This window comes from Emergencia timonensis, assembly GCF_900086585.1.
Classification (GTDB): Bacteria; Bacillota; Clostridia; order Peptostreptococcales; family Anaerovoracaceae; genus Senimuribacter; species Senimuribacter timonensis.
This window is the reverse complement of the sequence record NZ_FLKM01000008.1, coordinates 668,025-691,594: the sequence shown is the minus strand read 5'-3', so window position 1 is coordinate 691,594 and position 23,570 is coordinate 668,025. Positions and strand designations below refer to the sequence as shown.

The 23,570-nt window shown below is 51.6% G+C and carries 35 protein-coding genes; 2 read left to right on the top strand and 33 right to left on the bottom strand.

Features of this window, described 5'->3' with window-relative positions:
* The 14 genes from BN6539_RS04465 to BN6539_RS21775 all read right to left on the bottom strand — a co-directional run bounded on the left by BN6539_RS04465 (window position 1) and on the right by BN6539_RS21775 (window position 10,436).
* Window positions 1-471 (bottom strand): DUF4259 domain-containing protein, encoded by a 471-nt coding sequence (locus BN6539_RS04465; RefSeq protein ID WP_002569127.1) that lies wholly within the window; start codon window positions 469-471, stop codon window positions 1-3.
* A gap of 42 nt (window positions 472-513) precedes the next feature.
* Window positions 514-2,151, bottom strand: a complete 1,638-nt coding sequence (locus BN6539_RS23545) for a hypothetical protein (RefSeq protein WP_002569128.1) — start codon at window positions 2,149-2,151, stop codon at window positions 514-516.
* 9 nt (window positions 2,152-2,160) lie between these two features.
* Window positions 2,161-2,916, bottom strand: coding sequence for an SMI1/KNR4 family protein (locus BN6539_RS23205; protein ID WP_002569129.1), 756 nt, complete (start codon window positions 2,914-2,916; stop codon window positions 2,161-2,163).
* Window positions 2,917-2,927: 11 nt separating this feature from the next.
* Window positions 2,928-3,338: a DUF6966 domain-containing protein gene (locus BN6539_RS04450; protein ID WP_002569130.1), complete on the bottom strand. Its 411-nt coding sequence runs from the start codon at window positions 3,336-3,338 to the stop codon at window positions 2,928-2,930.
* Entirely contained in the window at window positions 3,335-4,069 is a 735-nt protein-coding gene (locus tag BN6539_RS23540; protein WP_002569131.1) for an Imm51 family immunity protein, read from the bottom strand. The genes BN6539_RS04450 and BN6539_RS23540 overlap by 4 nt, the downstream gene beginning before the upstream one ends.
* A 10-nt stretch (window positions 4,070-4,079) precedes the next feature.
* Complete coding sequence (locus tag BN6539_RS04440) at window positions 4,080-4,325, bottom strand: hypothetical protein (RefSeq protein WP_002569132.1); 246 nt, start codon at window positions 4,323-4,325, stop codon at window positions 4,080-4,082.
* 2 nt (window positions 4,326-4,327) lie between these two features.
* Complete coding sequence (locus tag BN6539_RS04435; RefSeq protein WP_002569133.1) at window positions 4,328-4,927, bottom strand: hypothetical protein; 600 nt, start codon at window positions 4,925-4,927, stop codon at window positions 4,328-4,330.
* A 31-nt stretch (window positions 4,928-4,958) separates the two neighbouring features.
* On the bottom strand, window positions 4,959-5,558 hold the full coding sequence (locus BN6539_RS04430) for a hypothetical protein (protein WP_002569134.1): 600 nt from the start codon (window positions 5,556-5,558) through the stop codon (window positions 4,959-4,961).
* Between the two features lie 13 nt (window positions 5,559-5,571).
* Complete coding sequence (locus tag BN6539_RS04425) at window positions 5,572-7,053, bottom strand: hypothetical protein (protein WP_002569135.1); 1,482 nt, start codon at window positions 7,051-7,053, stop codon at window positions 5,572-5,574.
* A 27-nt stretch (window positions 7,054-7,080) separates the two neighbouring features.
* Window positions 7,081-8,028 carry a DUF4241 domain-containing protein gene (locus BN6539_RS04420; RefSeq protein ID WP_002569136.1) on the bottom strand — a complete coding sequence of 316 codons (948 nt, stop codon included), beginning with the start codon at window positions 8,026-8,028 and terminating at the stop codon, window positions 7,081-7,083.
* A 5-nt stretch (window positions 8,029-8,033) separates the two neighbouring features.
* The gene (locus BN6539_RS04415; RefSeq protein WP_002569137.1) at window positions 8,034-8,360 is read right to left on the bottom strand and encodes a DUF5713 family protein; all 327 of its coding nucleotides are present in this window, start codon (window positions 8,358-8,360) and stop codon (window positions 8,034-8,036) included.
* A gap of 16 nt (window positions 8,361-8,376) precedes the next feature.
* Window positions 8,377-8,922, bottom strand: a complete 546-nt coding sequence (locus tag BN6539_RS04410) for a hypothetical protein (protein ID WP_002569138.1) — start codon at window positions 8,920-8,922, stop codon at window positions 8,377-8,379.
* A gap of 16 nt (window positions 8,923-8,938) precedes the next feature.
* A complete protein-coding gene (locus BN6539_RS04405) occupies window positions 8,939-9,943 on the bottom strand; it encodes a DKNYY domain-containing protein (protein ID WP_002569139.1) in 1,005 nt (334 codons plus the stop codon).
* 73 nt (window positions 9,944-10,016) lie between these two features.
* Window positions 10,017-10,436, bottom strand: a complete 420-nt coding sequence (locus BN6539_RS21775) for an SUKH-3 domain-containing protein (RefSeq protein ID WP_242869401.1) — start codon at window positions 10,434-10,436, stop codon at window positions 10,017-10,019.
* Here BN6539_RS21775 and BN6539_RS22885 point away from each other — a divergent pair.
* Window positions 10,365-10,523 carry a hypothetical protein gene (locus BN6539_RS22885; protein ID WP_207742681.1) on the top strand — a complete coding sequence of 53 codons (159 nt, stop codon included), beginning with the start codon at window positions 10,365-10,367 and terminating at the stop codon, window positions 10,521-10,523. The genes BN6539_RS21775 and BN6539_RS22885 overlap by 72 nt on opposite strands.
* On the opposite strand, the gene BN6539_RS04390 is transcribed toward BN6539_RS22885, so the two are convergent.
* The 14 genes from BN6539_RS04390 to BN6539_RS04325 all read right to left on the bottom strand — a co-directional run bounded on the left by BN6539_RS04390 (window position 10,520) and on the right by BN6539_RS04325 (window position 19,228).
* A complete protein-coding gene (locus tag BN6539_RS04390) occupies window positions 10,520-11,155 on the bottom strand; it encodes a hypothetical protein (RefSeq protein ID WP_002592902.1) in 636 nt (211 codons plus the stop codon). The genes BN6539_RS22885 and BN6539_RS04390 overlap by 4 nt on opposite strands.
* Before the next feature lie 22 nt (window positions 11,156-11,177).
* Window positions 11,178-11,777, bottom strand: a complete 600-nt coding sequence (locus tag BN6539_RS04385) for a hypothetical protein (RefSeq protein WP_002569142.1) — start codon at window positions 11,775-11,777, stop codon at window positions 11,178-11,180.
* The gene (locus BN6539_RS04380; RefSeq protein ID WP_002569143.1) at window positions 11,767-12,270 is read right to left on the bottom strand and encodes a DUF2004 domain-containing protein; all 504 of its coding nucleotides are present in this window, start codon (window positions 12,268-12,270) and stop codon (window positions 11,767-11,769) included. The genes BN6539_RS04385 and BN6539_RS04380 overlap by 11 nt, the downstream gene beginning before the upstream one ends.
* Before the next feature lie 13 nt (window positions 12,271-12,283).
* Window positions 12,284-13,123 (bottom strand): DUF2262 domain-containing protein, encoded by an 840-nt coding sequence (locus tag BN6539_RS04375; RefSeq protein WP_002569144.1) that lies wholly within the window; start codon window positions 13,121-13,123, stop codon window positions 12,284-12,286.
* A 13-nt stretch (window positions 13,124-13,136) separates the two neighbouring features.
* Window positions 13,137-13,727 (bottom strand): hypothetical protein, encoded by a 591-nt coding sequence (locus tag BN6539_RS04370; protein WP_002569145.1) that lies wholly within the window; start codon window positions 13,725-13,727, stop codon window positions 13,137-13,139.
* Window positions 13,728-13,739: 12 nt separating this feature from the next.
* On the bottom strand, window positions 13,740-14,360 hold the full coding sequence (locus BN6539_RS04365; protein ID WP_002569146.1) for a hypothetical protein: 621 nt from the start codon (window positions 14,358-14,360) through the stop codon (window positions 13,740-13,742).
* 4 nt (window positions 14,361-14,364) lie between these two features.
* Window positions 14,365-15,444, bottom strand: a complete 1,080-nt coding sequence (locus BN6539_RS04360) for an ankyrin repeat domain-containing protein (protein ID WP_002569147.1) — start codon at window positions 15,442-15,444, stop codon at window positions 14,365-14,367.
* Between the two features lie 7 nt (window positions 15,445-15,451).
* Window positions 15,452-15,793: a hypothetical protein gene (locus tag BN6539_RS04355; protein WP_002569148.1), complete on the bottom strand. Its 342-nt coding sequence runs from the start codon at window positions 15,791-15,793 to the stop codon at window positions 15,452-15,454.
* Window positions 15,794-15,807: 14 nt separating this feature from the next.
* Window positions 15,808-16,395 carry a hypothetical protein gene (locus tag BN6539_RS04350; RefSeq protein WP_002569149.1) on the bottom strand — a complete coding sequence of 196 codons (588 nt, stop codon included), beginning with the start codon at window positions 16,393-16,395 and terminating at the stop codon, window positions 15,808-15,810.
* Window positions 16,396-16,426: 31 nt separating this feature from the next.
* The gene (locus tag BN6539_RS04345; RefSeq protein ID WP_002569150.1) at window positions 16,427-16,969 is read right to left on the bottom strand and encodes a hypothetical protein; all 543 of its coding nucleotides are present in this window, start codon (window positions 16,967-16,969) and stop codon (window positions 16,427-16,429) included.
* A 13-nt stretch (window positions 16,970-16,982) separates the two neighbouring features.
* On the bottom strand, window positions 16,983-17,216 hold the full coding sequence (locus BN6539_RS04340) for an immunity 17 family protein (protein WP_002569151.1): 234 nt from the start codon (window positions 17,214-17,216) through the stop codon (window positions 16,983-16,985).
* A gap of 60 nt (window positions 17,217-17,276) precedes the next feature.
* Window positions 17,277-18,131 carry a hypothetical protein gene (locus BN6539_RS04335; RefSeq protein WP_456318612.1) on the bottom strand — a complete coding sequence of 285 codons (855 nt, stop codon included), beginning with the start codon at window positions 18,129-18,131 and terminating at the stop codon, window positions 17,277-17,279.
* A gap of 276 nt (window positions 18,132-18,407) precedes the next feature.
* Window positions 18,408-18,578, bottom strand: coding sequence for a hypothetical protein (locus tag BN6539_RS22555; RefSeq protein WP_007037462.1), 171 nt, complete (start codon window positions 18,576-18,578; stop codon window positions 18,408-18,410).
* Between the two features lie 107 nt (window positions 18,579-18,685).
* Entirely contained in the window at window positions 18,686-19,228 is a 543-nt protein-coding gene (locus tag BN6539_RS04325; RefSeq protein WP_002569153.1) for a DUF1273 domain-containing protein, read from the bottom strand.
* A gap of 157 nt (window positions 19,229-19,385) precedes the next feature.
* On the opposite strand from BN6539_RS04325, the gene BN6539_RS04320 reads away from it, so the two are divergent.
* Entirely contained in the window at window positions 19,386-19,700 is a 315-nt protein-coding gene (locus BN6539_RS04320) for a helix-turn-helix domain-containing protein (protein WP_002569154.1), read from the top strand.
* Between the two features lie 189 nt (window positions 19,701-19,889).
* Here BN6539_RS04320 and BN6539_RS04315 read toward each other — a convergent pair whose 3' ends face one another.
* From BN6539_RS04315 to BN6539_RS04295, 5 genes are all read right to left on the bottom strand, one after another.
* Window positions 19,890-21,302, bottom strand: a complete 1,413-nt coding sequence (locus BN6539_RS04315; protein WP_002569155.1) for a relaxase/mobilization nuclease domain-containing protein — start codon at window positions 21,300-21,302, stop codon at window positions 19,890-19,892.
* A 54-nt stretch (window positions 21,303-21,356) separates the two neighbouring features.
* A complete protein-coding gene (locus BN6539_RS04310; protein WP_007037459.1) occupies window positions 21,357-21,683 on the bottom strand; it encodes a hypothetical protein in 327 nt (108 codons plus the stop codon).
* Window positions 21,680-22,534 (bottom strand): nucleotidyl transferase AbiEii/AbiGii toxin family protein, encoded by an 855-nt coding sequence (locus tag BN6539_RS04305; protein ID WP_002569156.1) that lies wholly within the window; start codon window positions 22,532-22,534, stop codon window positions 21,680-21,682. Before BN6539_RS04305 ends, BN6539_RS04310 begins: the two co-directional genes overlap by 4 nt.
* Complete coding sequence (locus BN6539_RS04300) at window positions 22,531-23,127, bottom strand: type IV toxin-antitoxin system AbiEi family antitoxin domain-containing protein (RefSeq protein ID WP_002569157.1); 597 nt, start codon at window positions 23,125-23,127, stop codon at window positions 22,531-22,533. Before BN6539_RS04300 ends, BN6539_RS04305 begins: the two co-directional genes overlap by 4 nt.
* Before the next feature lie 122 nt (window positions 23,128-23,249).
* Window positions 23,250-23,549 carry a CD1845 family protein gene (locus BN6539_RS04295; RefSeq protein WP_002569158.1) on the bottom strand — a complete coding sequence of 100 codons (300 nt, stop codon included), beginning with the start codon at window positions 23,547-23,549 and terminating at the stop codon, window positions 23,250-23,252.
* Window positions 23,550-23,570: the final 21 nt, after the last annotated feature.

Here is a 23,570-nt window from a genome sequence, read left to right as displayed (position 1 = left end):
TCACACCTCCTGTTCTGAGATCAGTCGCTTGATGAGCCAGCCCAAATGTTCCAACCACGCAGGAGCGATCTCACCGCTGTCCTCGTTCTTCCAAAGATCCACAATCTCACGGATGCCGTCCTCGTCCGGCACCTCGTTTTTGATGTCGGTGAGCTGCCGCAGCAGGAAGGCAAGGGCTTCTTTGGATGCTGTGAAACCGGTGACTTTATCCCATATAGCTTCTTCATGATCGTAGTCCAGCTTGCTGTTATCCTTCCATTGGAAATACAGCTCCGCCAGAGCCATAGCGGTGTTATCATAGAGAAAGTCGATGTCGGAGAGATCTTCTCCCAACATACCTTCCTCTTTCATCAGTTCGATCATCTCACCCAGATCCATTACCAGATGCTCCGGTACATATTCATTTTTGAGGATGTCCAGTACATCCAACCCTTCGTCACGCTCTAATGCTTTTATGCCCCATGCTCCCATGTCGGCACCTCTCTTTCTTTATTTCGTATCAAGCTTCTATTGTCAATCATAGTTCTCCAACCGAATGATAGGCCGATAAAAGTCATAATCTCCGTTTAGTTCATTGTCCTCCTGCACTTCTGGCTTACAGTGGGGCGAACAGGGCAGGAAACCGAGAAATGGACCCAGCCCTCCGCAGATATTGCATCCGCCATCGCCGCCGCAGGTGGTAAGCCTATCAGCCTGCACCACTTCCCGCATATAGGGATCGTAGGCGATGGACAGGCCGAAGAAGTTGGGTTCCTCCATGTCATAGGGCCGGTTCTCATCCTCATCCATGTTCTCAAACCAGTGCAGACGCATGGAGTAGTCTAACCCATCTCCCCATGGAAACAGGGTCCGACACCCGCCGCCACACAGGTAGGCCCACTCGTCCGCCGTGGGCAGGGAGAAGCCCCTGTTTTCCAGCATGGCAAGAAGCGCATCGTAGTCTGTGTGGTTATAGATACAGATCTGAAAGCCCTTTTCCGTCCGCTCAATGCGGGCCGACTGATGCAAGGTAAGACTGCTGCTGTCACTCCAGGCAAAATCACGGAATTCCTTCAGCCAGTCAGGGTGGACAGTCAGTCTGGGATCATCCATTTTGACTGGCTCCCAGTTAATTTCCTCCAGCTCCCGGCCCACCAGCATGGGTCCAATGGCCGCCTGCCGAACAGGAGCCATGCTTTCCCGAATCATCTCCTCCGGGTCCCGCTCCATTTCCCATTCTCGGAACAGATACTCCAATTCCTCCCGGCTCTCCTGATTCAGTCCCACGGCAAACTGCTCCCAGCCCAGGGTGACGGTATCGCCGGGGACAAAGACGAACTCCCGGCCATCTTTCTCGAAGATGCCGGTGGTGTAGCTCTGGCCCCAACGGTCAAAGGTATGTAGACCGAGAAAGGTCATATCATAACGATCAGCCAAGCTTTCCATCAGCGTTTGCTTCTCGGTTGTATCCATTTGATTGAATTGGGGACGGGACAGTTTTTCGTTCATGGCAAGTCCTCCTTCGATTCGTTTTGCGTGTTCCAGCAGATAGCTCCGACCATCCTGCTTGGCCCGTTCCAAGTATTGTGGAAGCAGGTCGGAATGGATGGCGTCCAGTGAGACCAGAACGGCGATCCGCTGGTATTCCGGAAGTTCAGGAGAGTAACAGTTGCGCTCCCAGAACAGCGGAGCGAACTGCTCCACACAGTCAGGACGCAGAGCGGGCATCGCCAAAAGTGCCCGCCGGCTTACATATTCATTGGGGTCCTTTGCGAAGTCCAGGATCATGTCTTTGACTTCCTGGCTGCACGGACATTCTGACAGATATGCGGCAAACTGCCACTTGGCCTCACTCTCATTGGAGGCTGCGGCCCTGCGGCAGAGGCGCTCGAACCATTGGGGATGGGAAGTGGTCTCCTGTATAAACCCCTCCGCTTCGTTGTCCCTGGCGATCAGATAGACCATCTCATCCAGTAGGACGCTGTCTGCTGTTTCTGCATCCATTTGGGTCAACACATGGCAAAAGGCATCAAATATATCATTCCACGCAGGGTAATCGACCTCCCATGCACCGCCGATCTCCTCGGTGGTTTTTCCGGGATAAGTGATTTCCTGCCACTGATGAAATTTTCCTACCTGCTCCAGCAGGCACTCCCTGATGTCCTTTGCCATACGCTTACCTCACAATTCTTTGCACAGGTTTCCCAGTTCCAATGCCTGTTCCACAAGGCCCAGGAGCAGGCTGGAAAAATTCTCGGCAATCTCCTCCAGATCGGCATAGTCACGGTTATAGCCCCGGACTCTGCCGCTCTCCAAGTCGATAAATACGATACTCCCGTCACCCAAGCCTCCGATTGGAAAGGTGGGGCCGTGGTCATATTCGCTCATGTAATCCTCATAAGCCTCTTGAAAAATCGGGTAGGCTTCTTCCAACTCTTTCAGTGTGAAGATCCACGGCTCCGCCAAATAGCAGCCGCCGAAGTTCAAAAGCAGCCAGCGGTACTCTGCTGGGATGGGAGTATACCTGCTTTCAAATCGTTTCACAGCATCCTCCGGTTCTGGGCGGGTACCCTTTGTGAAGGCACTTGCTTCATAAGCGGCCTTGATTTTGTCACGGTATCCCTCCAATTTTCTTACCTGCATCATGTTCACCTCTGATTTCTCCCGTTCGGCAGTCCGCGATTTCTTTTCTACAAAGCGAACTGCCTCTGTCAACAGCGCGGGAAGCTGATTTCCGTCTGCCGTTTCATACCGCTTGACTGGATGCGTCCAATCAAAATTATGAATGATAGAAATGATGTATCTGTCCTGATACCAGCCCATATCCAACAAAAATCCGTTTGGATATTCCACTTGCAGCATATCTTCTTTTTGTGTGTCATCCAAAAAGGTGACTGTTCCAGTGCCAAAATCCACCTTGCGCCACGCTTGAACCATCGTTTGTCCTCCTACAGCCGATCCAGATTCTCTTGCAAATCGCCCTGCATCAAGTGCTGGGCAATGGCTTGGTTCAGTGCCTTATATGAGTGATAGGCTGCCTGCTCTACATCGTGCAGGCACTCCTCCATCAGTGCCTCCGGAGAAATGCCTTCCCGTTTGCCATAAAGATGGCCGAAGGCATAGCACACGGACTTGAGAAAGCCGAAAATGTAGTCGTGATTTCCACGCATACTGGGCAGGTCATTGAACGAGCCCATGCCGCCATAAGCCCGAAGGTGGTGGGCGACCTCCCGCCGCTGGGTCCAGTCCTCAATATCCCGTTCCAGCCAGTCAATCCAGTTTTGGAACTCTGGATGGTCTGCCAGAAGGATGGAGCGCAGACAGGTCAGAGCTTCGGTATAAATATCTGTCTGTTTCATCCAATTTCTCCCGTCCCCTTTAATTCTTCATTATAGGCGTGGCTCTCCCAGATGGCCTCAAATTCCGCCTGCTCTATGATGCAGGCGTGGAATTCCTCGCCCCAGACATGGGCGTTCAACTCCTCCACAGTGGGGATCGGCGTAATCTCGATGGCACCGTCGTAAAGGTCAGGGTTGTTGTGGGTGCGGCCATCTGCAAAAATGTCGATGGAGCGATGGGCCAGCCGCTCATTTTCGGTATCCACTTCATAGAGGATGACCGCTGGTTCACCCTCCGGTGCGCCCTCCCAAAAGAGCTTGATGTACTCGATCTTGCCAAGATAAGTCCGCATCGCTTTTTCATCGGCACAGGCTACTCGGATCATTTTTGCCAGCAGCATCAGGTCATCGATGTATTGGGAGTACACGCAGAACACATCTTCGTCGGAGTCGAAGTGAAACAGATCCACGCCGCTGTTGTTTTCCTCGAACTCCTGGATCACGCCCCGGACAAGCCGCTCCCAATCCTCGCTGCTGCCGATCAGTCCCAGCCGTCGGAATTCCTCTGTCCGGAATCCGTCACTGATTTTCAGCAGAAGGGAGATCGCATAGGGGTGGTGGGGAATGAGAAAGAATGGCGCGATCTGCTCCGGCTTCGCCCAAATTTTGAAGGGCGGGCGCGGGTCAGGTATCCAGGGCAAGATTTCCCATTCGTCCTCCGGTCGGTTTCCGTATTGGCAAAGGTCTTTCATAGTGTTCTCCTCATTCGATGTCGTTTCGTTCTTCTTTTACATCCAGTGGAGCACCGTCCAGAGATGTGATCTGTGACAGTTCTGTTTCAGTCAGATTCTTCAGGAAAATGCAGTATTCGTCCGGGTGGCCTCCCACAAATTCCATTTTAGGCATTCCGATCTGCTGTGGGTCGGTGATCCACAGGCAAGGCTCTCCTGTTGCCCAAAACCGAGTCAGAGTAAGAATTTGGCCGTTGTAAATCACTTTCTGTTCCATCTTCATTTCTCCTGCATTTGCCTCAGTAGCTTCACGATCCGCTCCCGGTTCTTTGCGGTTTTCATAAAGGTGGGGAGATGGTCGGCCTGGGTCATTTTCGCTCTTCCCGGCGGCTTTTCCCGCAGGTCGGCGCTGAGATAGCCGATCAGATAGGCAAGATGTTCTCGGTTGAGTGCCCATACAGGTTTTCCCTGAAATGAAGTCAAAAACCATAGTTCCAACCCGAAATAAGGTTCTCGTCCATCCCTGATTTCGCCAATATATGAAAACGCCTCCGCTGTTTTATGGACTTCTCCCGGCATGGTTGTCCCACAATAGGGGCAGGCCACATGGAGAACGGAAAAGTGCTGCCTTTCCTCATCTTCAATATCCACCCGGTAGTACCTGCCGCAGTTTTTGCACTGGTTATGGACATCGTAGCGGTAGATCGTCCGATCACGGGCCACCTGATGGCCGCAGCTCAGGCAGCGGAAATAGGCATTATCCTCATCCGCGGTCACCACGCCCGTGCCATGACACTTGGGGCATTTCACCTGAATGCCGGAGGTGAGGGCGTCGTATGCACTGTATGTAAAGTAGGGTTCATCAACAATTCGGCTCATACGCCCACACGCTCCTTTCAAGAAATTGCTTTCACAGCCGAAATCGGAATGGTTTCAAATCCTTTGCTTTGATTGTCAGATCCGCAACGATCTTTTGCAGGAATTTTACCTGTTCCAGATACTCCGCAGGCGCGTGGATCTGCTCCAGATAGCCTATATAGCGGATGATCTGATCCAGTGCCCGTTTCCTGTATTTTGCGATTTCCCCCAAATGGGAATAACTGCGGCCTGCCACATAGCTTGGAACATCTATGTTCCGAATGGTTTCTATATCAAGCGACCCGTGCTCCTCTTTCTCAGATTGAATGGTGGACAGCATATCTTCCGCAGAAAAACGGATGCCGCGCTCGCAGAGAAACCGCAGTTCATCAAACAGGTGGTTCGCCACAAAGTGTTCAGCCAAGGGCTCAAAAATTACATCATCCTGATACCAGCCTCCGTGGGCGCAGGAGATCAGTTCACGGTAACGCTTTTCTGTGATCCACTGGCGCAGTATCTCTTTGATCCCGCGCATCCATGCGTCCAGCCGGGCCTTTGTTTCTTCGGGGCTATCGTTGGCTGTCCCATAGCAGGGCAGACCATTGTCTTTCAGCCACTTGGTTACTTCTTTGCTGAATTTTGTGTAGCTCAATGTGACACCCCTTTCAAAAATCCCTCAACTGCTCAAACTTCTCCATCAGGGCATCCTTCTGGAGCGTGCCATCCGGCAGGGCATCCAGGATACCCCGCAGAGCCATGTAAATTTCATCCCGCTCCTCGGTTTCGATAAAGCCCATCTTGTTGAAAGTCTGGGTGTAGGCTGTCACCGCATCCATCGCCTGGGCCTGGGCGTCCTCGCCCGGTTCAGTGGCCAGCTTCATCAGCAGGGAGCGAGTCTTGCGGTATTGGTTGGCTGCTTTTTTTGCAGCGGCGGCAGGGATATGCTCCGCGCCGTCCCAGCCCCGGAAGGGGTTGTCCAGGTTTTGCGCCAGCCACTCCGGTTTCCGGGGCTTGGTGATCCGCAGATCCATTCCCGGCTTGCTTTTCCAGAGCTGCTTTGCCGCTTTTGCCGCATCTTCCGGCAGGCTGGTCATCCAGAACCAGCGAAGCTCCGGCATCTGCTCCGGGGTGGGGATGTCGTCCGCCCCGAAGCCGAACAGATCAAAGGTGGAGAGGTTCGTCAGTTCCCGGAACGCTCCCACAGCGGAGAAGTTTTGCAGGTTTCCCGGCGCGCCCCAGAGCCGCAGCTCCTTCAGATGGGGATGGACAGCAGCCAGCCCGGTCAGATCAAAGTCCTTCAGCTCGATGCCATGCAGCCCCCGTAAGTTCGGCAGTTCCGTGTGCGGGCAGTATTCCCCGATAAATTGGAGGGTCAAGCCGCTGCCATCTTCGGGGGCATGGATGGTACAGGCGTCCAGCCCCTTGTTCTGGAACAGGAGCTGCTCCGTTCCCTCACACAGCCATAGCTCCTCCAGCCCGGTCATGTCCAGCATCAGCTTTCTGATGCTGGTGCCCCGCAGATCAAGTGTCCTCTGACCGTGGTTCAGCAGGGTCAGCTCACTGATAAAGGGATTCCCCCTCAGAAATTCCAGCAGATCCGGGTGCCACCGCTGGCAGATGAGTTCGGAGAGGCAGGGCAGAGCCTTTAGTTCCAGTGCCGAATCGAATGGTGCGTACTGGTCCATCACCCGATGGCTGCTGACCTTCACCGGGATACCGCCGATCTCCGTTTTCTCTTCGCTCTCCATGGCCTCCTTGAAGGCCCGCCGCCGTTCCTCCGGAATGGCCTGCCACCGGATCTGGAGGTACACATCATAGCCGTCACTCCAGCCTCCATAGGAGCGGCAGGGCTGGTCGGTGAAGGGCGGCAGTGTGCCAACCAGCGTGTACTGGGGCGGGACCTCCAACGGCACCCGCAGCAGGTGGAGGTCGCGGGACCAGTACATGAAGTCCTTGTAGAGCGGGCGGAGATGGGGCAGTTCCTCCGCAGTCAGAGGGGCGTCGCCCACCCAATCCAGAGAGAGGACCACCGCCCAAGATTCTTTGCTCACCGTGTCCGGCGGCGCAATATAGGCCACCTGGCAGGCGGTGTAGCGTTTCAGATATTGGTTATAGACTGTATAGACCTCTCCGGCGTTGGCTTTCATGGCGCTCTCCTTTGTTCTGTCACATTTTTAATCCTGCTCTCGATAACTGGCTTCAATGTCGATGAAGCGCACATACACGGCGCAGACTTCGCCCTTTGCGTCATAGCCGAAGTAGACGGGATAGTAACCGTCACCCCAGCCAGAGGAGAAGATGGGCAGGTTGCAGTCCGTGTCCGGCACGGTCCAGTTGAGCCAGTCGCCGCAGTCCCCCTGATATTTGGGGTGGGCTTGGGCGTTTTCCTCCAGTAAGTCGCAGAACAGGTCGTTGTAGGGGTCGATGTCCGGGTCCTCCTCCAGCCGCTTGGCCCAGTATGTTTTGAAAGCCGCCTGGGTCTGGATGTCTGCAATACACCCCATTCCGGCATCTACGCCGAAACCGAAGTAGTCATCATCTCCCAGTGCCGCGTCCAGATTCTCGTTGCCCACCATGCCCAGCTCATAGCGGACAGGCTTTTCCCGGCTGACCTCCACCTTGACGCAGGCGTAGCGGTCGCCGTATTGTTCGCTGGGCACCACGCAGATTTTCACGGGATAAGTTCCGGCGGGGATCGTTTGAAGGAAGGGCAGAGTGTCCTCCAGCTCCACCAGCGGATCACAGGCGAAGATTTGCCCGGTGGGGAAATGGACGGTGCCGATGTCCAGCACATCCACCGCCATATTCCCAATCACTTTTTCTGTAAAATGGGCCTCCAAGTCAACTTTGCAGGTCAGTTTATCCTTGATGGATTCGTATTTGTTCAGCCATTCGGTCGTAGGCATATCAGTTTCCTCCTGTTGATTCAGTTTCTTGATGTACACACTCTCCGAGCCGTCCCAATAGCAGTTCACACACCGGCCATCCTGAAAATGATGGTCACAATTCGGGTAGCCATAGAGAATATGGGCACATTCCGGGCACAGCCCCATCATCTGTGAGGAGCCTTTGAAAAACAGGCTGCCGCACTCATCACAAAGGGCCAGTTCTTTTTCTGCCATAGGGCTCACCAGTCCCGTTCCCGGATGGCCTCCTCAGTGTCAATGGGGATGCCAAACCACTCCAGAATGTAGGCCACGGTTGCCGCAATACATTCCCGCGCCACCGTTTCGATCTCGCTGTCGTTCTCGTCAAATTCCTCCTGAAGATCGTTGATGCCGCAGACCGCCTCGTCCAGCGTTTCCTGCACCGCATCGGTGTCGGTTTCGCCGCTCTCCAACAGGTCGATGACCTTCTGAAGCTCGTCCTTTACCTTGTTCACCAGAAAAGCAGGATAGTAATCGTCCTGATACATTTCGTCCAGCAGTTTGTAATTCGGGTCAAATGCTTTCATCGTGATTTCTCCTTTCTCATTCAAACATCAAACCGTATGATTCAGTCAGGCTTCCATCGTCCTCGTGAAATATACACTGGTACACAGGCTCACGCTGGGTTGCTTTGCGGAACCGCTCCAGAACCGGAGCCAGCGGCTCACCAGTAGGGATACCGAGGGCATCAGACACCCGTTGCAAACTGTCCATATCCATATCTTCCAAGTTACAGTTGCGCTGCCTCTGCCCATACTCCTCCAGTGTTTTGGAATCTACATACTGCTTTGTGTCACAGCAGTCGTGCCAGCAGATACAGCTCACAAGCAGGGAAAAAAGGTCATCCATGCTCTCGGCCAGACGGCCTGCCTCCCCTTCGCTGCTGTAATAGCCGATGGAGCCATCTTCCAACAGGTGGTATTCTCCGCCGGAGCCATCTCTGGCAAAGGCCATACCGGGTAGGGAGAAGGTGCATCGGCCTTCTGCGTCATCCCGCGGGGACAACTCATCCAGCAGGAAGAAGTCAAACAGCGAATCAAATTCATCCGCCAAATCAGGCTTTTCATGCAGTATTTTCAAATAATCCATAGCTGTTTTCCTCCGTTTACGGTTCTTGGGTCATTTTGCGCAGCTGTTCCAGCCACTGTGTTTCTTCCATTATCTCATCATTTTGGTAAAAATGGTCTTTATCGCGGGCCAGATGATCGGCAAGTAGAGCCGCGTCCACAGGAGTGCAAACTGTAAAACTGTCCCGATCCGCGCCCTTGATCTCCCGGTTGAGGTAGTACACCCGCCTGGCATCGCGGGAATACCAGTGACTGAGCAATTCCCATGCGGTCAGATCCGCTTTTGAGAGTTGCTTCCCGTAGGCATAGATCCGTTTCTCATCCCTGGCAAAATAGGTATCACCCAACGAGCGGAAAGAGGAGACCTCCGCGCCCTTGATGATCTTCACCTTGCCGTCCCCGTTGTGGAAGTAGACCTGCCGGCTGTCCTTTGCATATCCCTGGGGCGCGCCTGAATCGTTCTGGCCCTTGTCCAACACCTGGAAGGCTGCCAGCTCTGCATCTGGGATTCTCCCGCTGGTGGTGTAGACGGCTGTTTTGTCCATCGCATAGGCATAGTTTAACACCCGAAACGATGCCGGATCTGCTCCACGAAGGCGAATCCCGCCAAGAAAGCAGGCCGTAGAGGATTTGCCCCAGTAATGCCAGCAGCAAAAGTCTTTGGGCGCAACACCTTTGAGCAGACCGTTTTCATATAAGCCGGAGAAATAGACCGCTCCATCTTGAAAGAAAAACTCATTGTCCACCGGCTCTGTGTTGGTGATTGGTTGCAGCGTTTCTTCGTGCTCGGCTGTGATGCTCAACTCGATCTCATCGTCGCTGTAAACTAAGTAGAGCCCATGAGGGGCTTTTCTATCGAAATGCAGTTCAATGTCACAATATTTGAGTATCAAAGGCTTTCCGCCGCTTCTCATGGTGGAAACGGCATCGGGCTTGCCAAATACCTCCATGATCTCATCCTGTGACATTCCGAATTTCAGCGGTGAAATGTCCCACGGATTCTGCAATATTTGATTGCGCCAAATCGTAAAGTCCTGTTTCATAGTTTTCCGTCCAGTGCCTCCACTGTTTTCATGGCAGCGGAATCAAATTTGTACTGCCGCAGTTCCCGTTCGATCAGGGCAAACACATCCGGAAAGCACTCGATCTCATCCTGGTACTCATATTTCGCATACAGTTTCCCGTACTCGGAGATCCAGACCTCCGCCGGGTAGTAGTAGCCGATATGACCGATGGGCTGGCACTTCTGACCGGCAGCCTGTTCGATCTCCGCCAGCTCACAGCCGGACATATCCCGGAAATAGGCTCCTCCAAATGGTTTTTGATCCCGTTGACCAGGTAGGGAAACAAAGCAAATTGAAAGTCCGCTGCCCAGTTCATCTTTTTCTGTTCCAAGTACCACTCGCAGCACAGGCCGAAATACTTGCGGTAAAACCGCTGAGTGGTCTTCATCATCGGGACGCCATGATTGGCGTAATACTGCTCCGCAATGGAAATATCCACACTGCGGCCTTCGTACCATCCGGCGTACTCCATCAGCTGCTTGACCTTGCTTTTGAGATCGCCGGAGATGGGGATGCGTTCTTTGATCACTCGAATCCTCTCCTGTCGGCTGCGAATTAAAGTTCATTTGGATATCCGATCTTATCAAGGCCCGTCTTGATTTCTTCCCATTCGCTGCGTTTCGGGTTCAGCGCAGCGACCAGTTCTTTTGTCACCGGAACCCCATCAGCAAGCTGGCGCACAGCCTCCAAAGGCAGGTCTGCTGGGTAAAACCACTTCCCGTAATCCACATAGCTCTGTGGATTACCATCAATCGTGGAGAGCAGATCTTTGGATGCGTCCTCGCCGTCCATGGGATTGCAGTGCCAGGTGGTGCCATCTTCCGTCCAGACGCAGAAGGTGCTTTTCATCTTTTTGACTTCACGGCTGCCCATGAGCTTTTGCAACGCAGGGGGCATCCCATCCGTCAGGTATTCGATACGGGGAAGTTTTTCCTCCCAGTCGTAGAGTTCGGAATCCACACCGTTGATTACACAGCCTTCCGGCGCAAACATGACGATCATGCTCTGGTCACTGCCATCAGTGGCAAAGAATGCCTCTTTGCCTTTTCGCCATGCGGGGTTGTATGTATAGTGGCGGATGAAGCTCCATTCCTCCTCCACCATGATGATGTCCAGAGTTGCCAGCCCTTTGCAGAAGTTTTTCAGGCGCTCCGCATTGGGAAGGCCAGATAAATCTTTTGTGGAAATCATGTGGTTATCCTCCTGTCTTTCGTCACCACAGTCGGTCAATCTGGGTATATATCTTATTAGGCTCTCTGTCCGTAAAACTGGTCAATGAGTCAGTGGGTTCTGTAAGCGGCATTACATTCAAAATATCCAGTACATAATACCAGATTCCTGTATCCCAGTCCCGGAACCGCCCATTGCAGACAGCTCTCCCATACTCACCGGGAGCCAAATCCAATGCCAGCTCATTGAGAGGCTGTTTCTGCCCGGTCTTATCGTAGGTATATCGCTCCGGCATCGCACCGATGTGCCAATCATTGCGGTAACGCACATGGATTCCGGACTCCTGCTGAATCAGTTCAAAAGGGTGAAGTCGCATTGTGCCATTCGGCTTCCACTCCATCAGCCTGCGACAGTCCCTATCGATCTGAAATCCATCGGGCCTCTGTATGATAGATGCAAAGTGAGTAGGCAGACCAAAAGGATAATAGGAGAAGAAGTCTTTAGGCAGCCGCATGGCTCTGGGATACTGGTTCCGCTGTGCGGCCGCATTTCCGCCTCGGCAGTCTTTATACCATTGCAGGCGGATCTGCTGGATCAGAAGTGTGGGCAGATATTTTTCTCTTTTTTGTTCCTCAGCTTTCATGGGTAATACAGAAAATCTCCTGGTTTAAGTCAAAGTAGATTACCATCAGCTCGTCGGTGATCTCCGGGTTGAAGGACAAATCCATGATGAACACTTGTTGATCCATCTCGTCATCCACCAGACTACCAAACCGCTTGAGCTTCAAAAAGTCCACCATCTCGGCAAAGGACAGCTTGGCCGGGTCGGTTCCCGGAAACAGTTCCGCCGCAATATCCGGGCCTACATCGTCCCGGTGGAACTCCATGAAAAATGTCACAACGCTATGGTAGCGGCTGTCCTCGTCCGCCAGCGCCGCTTTGATGGCGGTTTTGGCCTTCTCCGCCAATTTCTCCGCCTCATCCAGCATTTTTCCCACCGCATCCATGGCAGCAGGATCGCCGGTCAGTTCTTCCTCTACATCGAAGAGAAAGGGTAGTCCCGATTCCTCGGGAAAGTTGAAGATTTCCTCGCCGGGTATATATGTAAAATCAATGCGTTTACAGTTCAGTTTCATAATGTTATCCTCCTTACCCCTCAATGTTGGCAGTTTTGAGGCCCTTTTTCAAAGAGCCGTAGACCGTCACCGCATGGTCGGTGAAGATCTCGTCGCAGTCAAACCAGGCGGTGAAGCTGCCGCCGGAGGTGACGGACAGGCTGGTCATACTGATCCGCCGGGCAAGTTCTTCCTCTGTGATGGGGTCGGTTTCCGGGTTGCGGGGATTTTCCTCATCCTGGGAGAGCCAGTTGTTGGCCAGCTCGGTCAGGTTCTTGGCTGCAAGGTCCCGCATGGCCTTATCCCAAGTTTCACAGTCGGCCAGCAGCTTCTTGGCGGCGCTGCGGGCGCGGGTCCAGGATGGCTTGCTCTCAGCATTGACCTCCAGAGAAAGGCTCACATCCTTTCCGCACCACTGGATTTCGCCCTCGAAGGCATCATAGTCCTTGTCCAGTGTCAGTTCTCCCAGCACCTGGTCCTGGATCACCACCGGCTTGTGGTACTCGTCCAGAACGGCCTGGAGTTCCGGGCAGTCCTCGTGGGCCTTGACCACCTGGGAGATACACCAGGGCTGCACCACCAGATCCTTTGCCCATTCTTCCTTCATCCGGCGGATCTTCAGGCGGCAGATCTGCTCCTTGCCAAAGCGTCCCCAGCCCTTTTCGCCGTTACGCTCCTCCTCGGTGACCGGCCAATCCAGCCGCTCCTCTTTGGTGCTGACCTTGCCGGTGTCACAAAACACTATGCCCAGCGTCACAACGGTCATTTCCCAAAAGTTGCCTTTCCAGTTAAATCCGCCCCCAATGCAGCGATTGATCAGAGCGACCACTTCCTGCTCCTCGGGCTCGTACATCTCATAGAATTCTTCAAACATTGCGTATCCTCCTTTACAGCAGTTTCAGCACTGCGGCGGCAGGCCCGGCAAACTCCTCCGAAACCTGCTCCAATATATCCCGGTAGGCCAGCACCGCCTGCCAGGAATAGTAATAGAAGCTGTAAAATAGGTCATCCGGGAAAACCTCGTCCTCCTCGTAGCGCATCTCATCTTCTTCCTCGTCGTATTCCTCCGACCACAGGTATTCTTCCTTCAGCAGATCGGAGAACAGCGGCAGCGCCTCGGCGTGCTCCATCTCGTCCCCGTCGTGGAAGCACTGGAGGATGCAGGAGAAGAAGTCCAGCAGCTCCCCGGCCAGGAAATGGGCTGCGGGGTTCTGCCCGCTGTCTGCGAGGGCCTTCTCCAGAATTCGGCTCAGGAACACCATACCAAAGGGGGTGGCGTGCCAAAGGGTACTCTGGTGCTCCATGTTGGTGGTGAGCTCGTAGAGGGACTCTTTGACGGACGCCAAATCACGCATCTGCTCCAGCACTGTCAGGTGTGCGGGAAAATCCGTCCCCCGGCCATAGGCGGTGGTGAGCCGGTGCCACGGGACATCCGTGACCTTGAGATGGGTGATATAGGTTCTGTTTTCTTCTGTCATGTTGTTGCCACCTTATCCCGTTATCTGGCTGCGGTACTCCTTCTCCAGAGCGGTGTACCACCGTTGCAGCATGGTTTCCAGACTGGTTTTTCCTTTGCGATCTGTAAAAACAAGGAACTTTTGCAGCAGTCTGGGGAACAGATATTTGCCCGCTTCTGTCAGGTCCTGATTGAGATAGACCATCCGCAGGATACGGCCCTGCCGGTCCAGAGGGTTCTTTTTCAGCAGTTCCTTTTCAAAGCAGAAGCGCAGGAATACCACATTCTCGTCATAGAAGTCCTCCACCACAGCCGCGCCAATGCTGGTGTAGGTGATGTCGTACACCAAACGGCTCCAGTCAAATTTCTCAGCATAGAGCAGTTTCAGCGCCTTCGCCCAGTGTTCCTCCGGGATTACCAGCATCCTGTGCTGGGCGGTACTGGAGTAGCCACGGTAGACGGGTTCCGGCTGCCCCAGCAGCTCACTCACGCTGTCGGCGTAGACGAAGCACAGCTCCTCATCGAACAGGCCGCCGATGAAGTTGCCGTTGCAGTACAGCATATAATTCTTGGACTTCGCCGGAGAATAAGAGAGGCTGTATTCCTGCGAGTCCAGGCTTTTATGTACCTTGTTCAGAAAGTCTATTGATGTCATGGCTTTACTCCTCAAACTCACCCTCGATCATCCCGTTCAGATACCGGCCGGGATCTGCGATGAAGTCATCCCATTTGGCCAGAGGGTGGAATTCCTCATGCTCGATGTCCAGATACCACAGCTTTTTGTCCCTGGGGCTCCACAGCAGCAGATAGTCGCTGTAGTTGTCCATCTGCACCATCAGGGAGAGCAGCTTCTTCCGTTTCCAGGTCATCTCCTGCACATCCATGAAGGAGTAGAGCTCCGCCCACTTCACCCATTCCTGATCCGGGAACTCCAGCCGCAGGGGGCCGGTCTTCAAGTATTCCACCAGCTTGGCGGGCAGCTTGTAGGGCATGAGCTGCCGGATCTTTTCCTGCTCGTTGTGCCATTCCTCCGGCTCCAGGGCTTTCAGGTAGTCGGCCAGCTCTTGATTTTTGTTCTGCACCGCCACGGTGTAAGGCCGGTCGCCGTATTTGTCAGCAATGGTGATGTCGGCTCCTTGCTCAATGAGCCAGCGCACCATAGGGAAATTGTTGGAGCGGGCGGCCTCGGTGACAGGGGTGGAGGCGTAAGGGAACACCATGTCCGGCTTGTGATAATTGATGTCTGCCCCTTTTTCCAGAAGCAGCCGGGCAAGTTTGGTATTGCCCTCGGACACAGCGGCCCGGAATGCCTCGCCGCCAAACTTCTCCACTGTAATCCCGGCTTGCTCCAGCACCTGGATATTCTCCGGGCGCTTGCCCCAGCGCACCTCCTGGAAGGCCCGCTCTTTCTGCTTCGAGCTGAGCTTTGCGGCCTGTCCAGCAAAGAGCGCCACCACCTCCGGCCCACAACAGCGGGCGGCGGTGAGCAGCAGGGGCTGTTCCTCTGCCAGACTGGAATCAGCTCCATGCTCCAGCAGGAAGTGGATCATAGGCACATCGTTCCGAAAAACCGCAATCTCCAATGGCATCAGCTTGATGTATTCGCTGAGCTGGATGGGAACATCTAAATCCAGACCGCCTTGAAGCAGCGCCTCCAGCTTGGGCGTGTCATGGTCACAGATGGCGGCAGCCGTTTCCGGGAGGGTCTCCCAGCGGCCAATATATGCAATTTGGTACATAAGGCACCTACTTTCGTTGTTGTTTCACTTGATAGGGAACGGTCCGGCCCAGCACCCGGCCTTTGCCAACGGCATTGGCTCCCTCATAGATTAAAAATTCCGCATTGTTTTCCAGCGGAGCATAGTCAATGGTATCTGGATAGAGGGGCTGGGCATTTCCCAAGGCCGGTGTATCAAATGTACACTCGGTTCCGTCCAGAAAGCATACACCCAGATATTCCGTAGTTCCAATAACCACAAAATGGGGACAATACTTTCCACTGACCAGGCTGGGTGGTATTTTTCGTTTGCCGCTCCAGAAGATGACCTCCACATGAAGCGCCGCCCGGTTTTCATCTGTTCCAATCATGCCGCATTCTCCTTTTATCCCACAATGGTGGTTTCCTGGATAGCCAGATTATCGTAATCCATGGCGATCAGCTTTTCAGCGGCCTGTGGGGTACACATGAACCAGGTGCTCACGCCCCAGGCATCCATCCTTGTGACGGTGAAGAAGTCGGTTTCGGCGGGAGAGGGATTTCTGGCGTCAAGATAGCGGTCAGAATAGAGGTAGACCAGATCCACCTCCCGGTCCGGTAGCCACTTGGCCCGGCGCGCACGGGGCTTTCCGTTTTTCAGAGTCTTTTCTCTGGGGTTCTCAAACCACGCCAGTTCCTTGAGCTTCAGACCGGTAAAGGTATCCATGAGCCGCTGGGCGATCTCCCGGTGGGTAAATACTCCGCAGTCCCAGGAGCCTATCAGCCATGTCTGTATAAAGTCGCCCACCTTGCTGCCAGGAGCAGGCGGCCCGTAGACGCTCTCATCCGCCCACATGACCTCTATCTTTTCACATTGATCTGGCCGAGGACAGGACTGCTTGTTGCCATAGCGGTACATGATATTTACATAGCCATAATCTTCGCCGGTTCGGTCATGGCCGACGACTTCTATTTTATAAGCAGTGATTGACATTGCAGTTCCACCTCCTGAGCCAGCACAAAACTTATGCCAATTCCGCGTCCAAAATCTGGACTGGTTTTCCTTTCTCGTTCACATAGTAAAGGGCAATATAGTCGATGCCGTCCCGCTTGACTTGCTCCCAGGGCATCCGCTCGCCGTTGATCAGTTCCACAGTATCCGACTCATCCGGTTCGAAGTCTTCTTTTTCGTCCTCATAGTCGATGTTGTACCCCAGCTCCAGCACCAACTTGGAGGCAGGGATCTCATATTGCTTGAGGGGACGGTGTTCCAATTCAGATGGATCGTGTTCATCGCAGAACAGATGGTCGTAGCCATGCCGTCCACCGTCAAAGATAACGAACTCCTCACCGCTCTCTGGGTCACGGGCTGCCACCAGTCCGGGGGCCTCATCGCTATCTACAATATAGGATTGGGGCTCTCCCTTCACAGTGAGCAGATCTCCGTAATACCAAACTTCCAGCAGTTCATTGCCGGCGGTGGAACAGAGTGTCACGGTAGGCAAACGCTTTTCCGCCCACTCTTTCACATGGCCGGTGAGCCAGGTGGGATATTTCTCAGTCATCATAGTCTTTCTCCTTCTATTTCAATTTCAGCACAAATCCCCAGATACTCACCACAATCAGGAGGACACCCAACAGAAAGAAAACCACACGCCGGTATCCTCTGCTGTGTCGATGGGCATCTCGCGTACCAGTGGGGTCGCAGAGCCAGTTCCAGTTGCGGATCGCTCCAATTAAAATCACGGCTCCGATGAGCACCGATGCAATGTGCCAATGCTCTTGCAAAAATGCTGTGGTCTGTTCGCTGTTCATTCTACTTCCTCCTCACGCAAATACCTGCTGGTATTTCTCTTTTCATACTGTGCGACTTTTTTAGGTCTGCTGGTGCTGCATGGACACGATATGACAGTCCGGGCAGAATTCCACATAGAGCGTGCCCTCCGCACAGTCAAACACCATATCCCACTGGATTTGGGCCAGATACTTCATGGGCTTGCCGCAGTGAGGACAGGTCGTATATTCCGCGTCCTGCACCCAATTGGCAAAGCCGCCGATGGTATTCACATCCTGGCAGGCCGCACCGTAAAACAGGGACACAGGCGCTTCGCCCAGCACAAAGGGATTTTCCGTGAGGGCCTTGTACTCCTCGGGACTGACATAGCAATCCGTCTTCTCCGCGCCGTCAAATAGCTCAGAGGGAAAGACCTCCACGCCGCCATCCAGGGTAAACCGGTTGAAGGCGGGGCCTTTGAGGAATCCCACGCAGCTGGGGCAGCAGGTGGCAGTCAGGATACCATCCAACCCCAGAAATTTCAGACGCTCATCCCGGCCGTCCAGCACCAATATATCCACCACGCGTCCGCCGCAGTGGGGACAGGTATCTTCCCGTTCTCGGCCAATGCGGACGGGAGATTTCTCGCCAGTGGTTCCCTTGACCATAGGATAGCAGGTGTCGAAGTTGAGTTGGATTTTCTGGCCCTCCTTGTCGAAGGTCCAGCCTCCGATCTGCGCATAGCTGGATGGGTCTACATAGAGGCCCTTGCGCCAGGGCCGGGGATTTCGCTCCAGCTCCAGCAGCGTCTCCATTGCCTTGTCATCTCCCTGCATAGCAAGGCAACTCATCAGGTTGGAGGCCGCGCTGGAATACTCCGCGGACAACAGCGCATGAATCAGACCATCTCGCACATCGGCGGGAGCGTGATAATAGATCTCACAGGGCCAAAACACCTCTGCGGCCAGTGCCATCCGCTGAATCTCTGGGGTGATGACATCATGGTAGCCAAGCAGCTGCCAAAAGTCGGCGAACTCTGGGTCCTCCATATCAGCCAGCCTCTGGATGTTCTGTATCAAGTTTCTTTGTTTTTCGACAATTTGTTCCGGCGTCCAGGCCAGAGCAGCTTGCCGTTCTTGCTCGCACTTACATTTCCAACACAATCCCTCATAACCCAATGGGGTTCCACAGCTGGGGCAGGTATATTTCAGACTCATGTTCTCATACTCCTTTCAGGCAATAAAAAAGCCCCACGCCGCACTGTCATAAAGACAGGCTGACGCAGGACATGAAGAAGCCGCGTTGAAGGAGCCGCATCCACCAGCAGATGTAGTTTCTTCAACAACCAAAATATTTTTTTCGTATCTTAAAGCAGCAAATTGCTGTTCAATATATTTGTTCATAGCGGCACCATTTGTTCTGAGCATAGTTTTATATTTTATTATATCACAGCACTCCTTCAATGAAAATATTTTGTTGGAAATGCCAATGAAAAATTTTTGTGAATTTGTTAAGTCGTAGGGGTTGTTATTTCCATAGTATCTGGATGGATCAGAGTGATTGCTTTTCCGTTTCGTAAGGCATAATTGACTGTCTGTGCTGTGCCTGAGCGCAGCTTTTTCTGATTATCAAACACACCGATGATGTACTCTGCATGATCGACCATATAATAATTTCTTTTTTTATAACTGGAAACATCCGCAGAATGTGAAATAACAATCGAATCGTTTGCGTTTTGGATCAGCTTTTTCAATCTATGCCTACTCTGATCCGGCCATTTAGAGTCATAGCCGATGAAGGGAATTACAACGATAATTTTAATATCCTCGTATCCTGTTTGTGCTCTCAATGTTAGCAGCTGTTCTCCAGCCCACATATCCACACCAAGAGCACCGCCGACAAAAAAAGTACGGACAAATTTCTCGTCATGGAGTATGCGAAACTGCTCCAGGAGACATTCTTTCAGCTTTTGGCATAGAGGATCTTCCTCATTATATCCAAAGCAAAATCTTGTTGGTCTGTGGCCGGTAATGGCACAGGCATACTGATTCATACAAATCACCCTTGATAACTGCCTTGATTACGCATATAAAGCAAAAATAACGCAAATAATAATGCGTATAAAGGTTATATTACAAAATTATAACACAACACATACGAAGTATCAAGAATTGCTTTCTGCTATGCTAAAAGAGCAGAGAGGTGAGCGTATGGACGAAGAATTTATCCGCAATCGAATCACAGAATTACGATTGAAAAAAGGCGTTTCAGAATATCAGATGAGCATGGAGTTAGGGCAGAACAGAAGCTATATTCAGGCAATTTCTTCCGGGCGTTCTATGCCGTCTATGAAGCAGTTTCTCAACATCTGTGAGTATTTTGAAATCACGCCGCTTCAATTTTTTGATGCACAGGAGAATAACCCTCAGCTTATCAAGAAGGCTTTGGACGGAATGAGAAAGATGTCAGATGACGATCTGATTATGCTGATTGGTTTTATAAATCGCTTAAACACAGAAAACTAATGATAGGAGGCAGTAAGCGTCCCATCATTAGTTTTTTTATTTTATGCGCAGCATATTGTGGCAAGCAATGCTTGTGGCTATCCATTTCGCCACAAACTGCTTGTTGAGGGCAGTGCCCCCAAGCCCCTTTGAACACAGAATTTCATTCTGTGGCTGCGCGTTCTGCGAACGCTTTTGACCAGGACCAGCTTATCGCTGGCCGTGGTCTTTTTCTTTTTCAACATCCTGTTCTACCTCCATTTTCAGCACCCGATCCACATTGGCCTTTGCCGTTAAAAGCTCCCGCATTTCCTCACGGGAACGCCGGTACTCGGCATAGGTCTTTTTCTTTTCTTCCAGCAATTTCGCATACTCCGTCTGCAACTCTTTGACCTTAGGCAGCTTCTTGACTCCCATTTCATCAAAGGCATTCTTGGCAGCCTGGTGGAGCAGAATTTCTTCCTCATGTTCTTCCCGGAATTTCTTAGAGTAGCCCGCCTTGCGGTATGCCACATAGACCTCACGGGTCTTGGCATAATTTACGATGTGAGTACGCAGAACAGCAATCTCTGCCATGCGCTTTTCAGCTGCTTTGATCTGTGCCGAAAGCTCATTGTGATGTGCCGTGGCAGCCGCAGCCTTTTCTTCCAAAACCGCATACTCCAACAGATTGTTCTCCGACAGGTAATTCATGGTCTGTGCCATTTGCTTCAGATTGAAAACTTTAGCCCATCGAGCATAGCCAGCACCTTTTCCGGCCTGCAATTTTGCCTGAATGTCCACCAGCAGATTGACCTTCGGCGGCTCTGCCTGTGTGACCGTTTTCTTTCGTGGGGTATGCGTTTTCTTCCCAGAGAGAACTGCCTGCAAATCTTCCAATCCATATCCTTCGCCCAGGCTGTCCATTCGGGCGGCTTTCTCCCAACCGGGGAGCTTCAGGCGATATGATTTTCCGCGCTTTGATACCTCACAGCCGGACTCTTGCAGCAGCCTCAGCAGCTCCTCAAAGTCAGCAGGACTTTGTGATAATGCATTGTCAATCGCCACACGAAGCAGCTCTCGGTGAGAGGGCTTTGCCTGATCGCCCAGCCATTTGTTATAGCTCTTTCCGTGAGGTTTCGGGTTCTCTACAATAGACAGTCCGTTTTCAATGCAGATGGTGTCGCTCAACTGACGGACCGCCTTGGTGCTGCCCCAAAAGTTTCGGAATTTCCGGTCATATTCTAAGCTGACCGATGACCAGATAATGTGATTATGAATGTGCGACTTGTCTATGTGAGTGCAGACCACAAAGGCATGATTACCCTTGGTAAAGCGCTTGGCAAATTCTACGCCCAGCTGGTTTGCTTCTTCCGGAGTGATCTCTCCGGGGCGGAAGGACTGGCGCACATGATAGGCGATCACATCATCCGCACCGCGCACTCGTCCGGTAGCAGTAATATACAGCCGCTTTGCCAGAAGGAACTCCGCATCCGCTGTCCGGCTGTCACAAGCATAGCCGGTAATGAGCCTGCCGTTATCTGTTTTCTTTGGATTGGCCACATAGTCGATAATGTCACTGATCGCCCGGCTTTCTGTGCGGCCCTTGCCGACATGAAGCGGCATGATTCTTGTGGTTGCCATAGGTCAGATCTCCTTTCCGAAAAGAAAACGGCCTGCCGTAGCAGACCGCTTTCACTATTCTATAAAACTTTCTTCATCGAAAAAATTGAAATCATCATCTTCTAAGTGTCTTGGTGGAAATCTCATTTCATATTGCTCTTGCGCCAGTTCACGGACATCAGGCCGCCTATCCTTTAGTCGATTTTTCAGCCAGGACAACTGCTCTTTCGATAGCCTCCATGGAAGATTAAAAAGACGATTCAGTGTCATCAGTTCAGCCTGCTTTTCTGCTGGTAGCGAAGCACAGGATTTACAAATGTGGGATGCATGACCTTTGCCTGAAAATTTTTCGTTGGCTTTGTATTCGCCACAAACTTTACAATAGTGTCCATACTTTTTCATAAGCCGATGCCTTTCTCGCAAAGATCATATAACCTGCGAATTGCTTTCATAATCACATCCCATTCCAGATCAGAAGCATAAGAAAACTTTTTACGGTATGCCTCCCAAAGTTTTTGCATAACCGAATCATTTTCCACTTCGTCAAAAACTTCTTCAGCTTGGTTAAGATACTTCTCCGATCCCCGTTTATGAGCAGTTGCCAGAAGCGCATCATGTAAAATTTTCGGGTTCAGCGTGGTTCCATGCAGCTGTTCTAAAATGAAAATATCGTAGAAATCTCTCATACGAGTATTGGTTGTGGTTCTGGTAATAATGGTTTCCAGTTTTTCTGCCAGCACAGTTTCTAAATTATAAGCCCAAATATCAATGGAGCGATCTTCCAGCATAAGTTTGAATGAATACTGGACCTCTCTTGGAGTAATTGCATCTCCTGTGGAAATATCAATTTTCAAAGGGGTCACTACGCCATCGAATGTTGTACTCATACTGACACGAATCCCCGGATACTCTGCTTCATCCATAATCTCCGAAATACTTTTCAGCTGAAATTTAACACCATCATCAATCGGAACAGTTATGATTGATGAAATTAGATTCTCAATATCCTCCACATTGACATTGGCTCCTTTTATGGTTGCATCCAAATCCATCGTAGAGCGGGCATCTAATCCAACCATAGCCGCTACCAACATACCGCCCTTCAAGATAAACTTATCATGATACTCAGAAAGAGAAATACGCTCCAAAAAACGCTCCATCATGTAGTTCCTCATTAAAATCTGAGCATCAGCGGATTTTTCTCTGGAAAGGTTTCGTATTAAATCTTTAAGCTGCCTTGCTGTTTTTATCATAAAAGTACCTCCAAATACTGTCGTAAAATTTTTTCCACCTTGAACATCCCAGCATATTGCATTAAAGTTCGCAGGTTCTTATCTTTTCTACGGGCATACGCTTTCAGTGCCCCCTGAAAGGTCTGAATTTCAATTCTGCTGCGGCTTCTGAGCAAATCACAGATCGTTCGCTCCATATCATAAACCGGCACAGTATGCCCGAATGGAGTTTTCGCTGTCGTAAGTCCTACATCATGTAAGTCTGCTTTAATCGTAAAAACTTGAATGCCTTCTGCTTTCATTTTGCTTGGATTGCATCCAGTTTTGACTGTAACTGTATATTCTATTGGTTCACGATCTGTCAGATCGTGAAAAAATAACGCTGTTTCATGTGAAAATACTGCCTGTTCAAATCGCAAATGAAGCAGATACATGGCATCCACCCAGGAATCTTTGGACAGATAAATCCCATGTGCGACTCTATCCAAATCTCGTGAACGCACATAATCATAAAATACCGGCTTTGAAATTCCAGAAGATACGACCTGTGATGTTCGTAGCATTCCTTCTTGTGCTGTTAGCATCTGATCCAGCTGTTCAAATTGTCCCATCATATCACTTCCTTTCGCACTAATATTATACGCAATATTAGCTCAAAAGTAAAGTCGCGGATATAAAATTCCTTTTCCCAAATATAACAGACGGTGTCTGGCATTTTTATGGTTTTGCGTATTTTTTATCCATAAACTAACTCCTGAATCGCAAATTTCAAACTCTGCACCTTGCCCAGCAGCCAGATCGCAACCAGCGGCAGCCCCATCGGACTAATCAAAAATGCCATGACCAGCAGAATCACACCATTCTGCGGGGAATAGGTAATAAGCACAGCCACGCCAAGCAGAGCAATCACCGTGCTGAACAGGCCAAGCACCAGACCAGATATGTAGATCAGCCCCGTGCAGAGCCAGACAAAAAGTGTCAGAAGCAAAATGATCGGTGCAGTTATAATCATCAAAAGCCCTTTCAAAATCTTCATATCATTTCCTCCTTGCGTTCT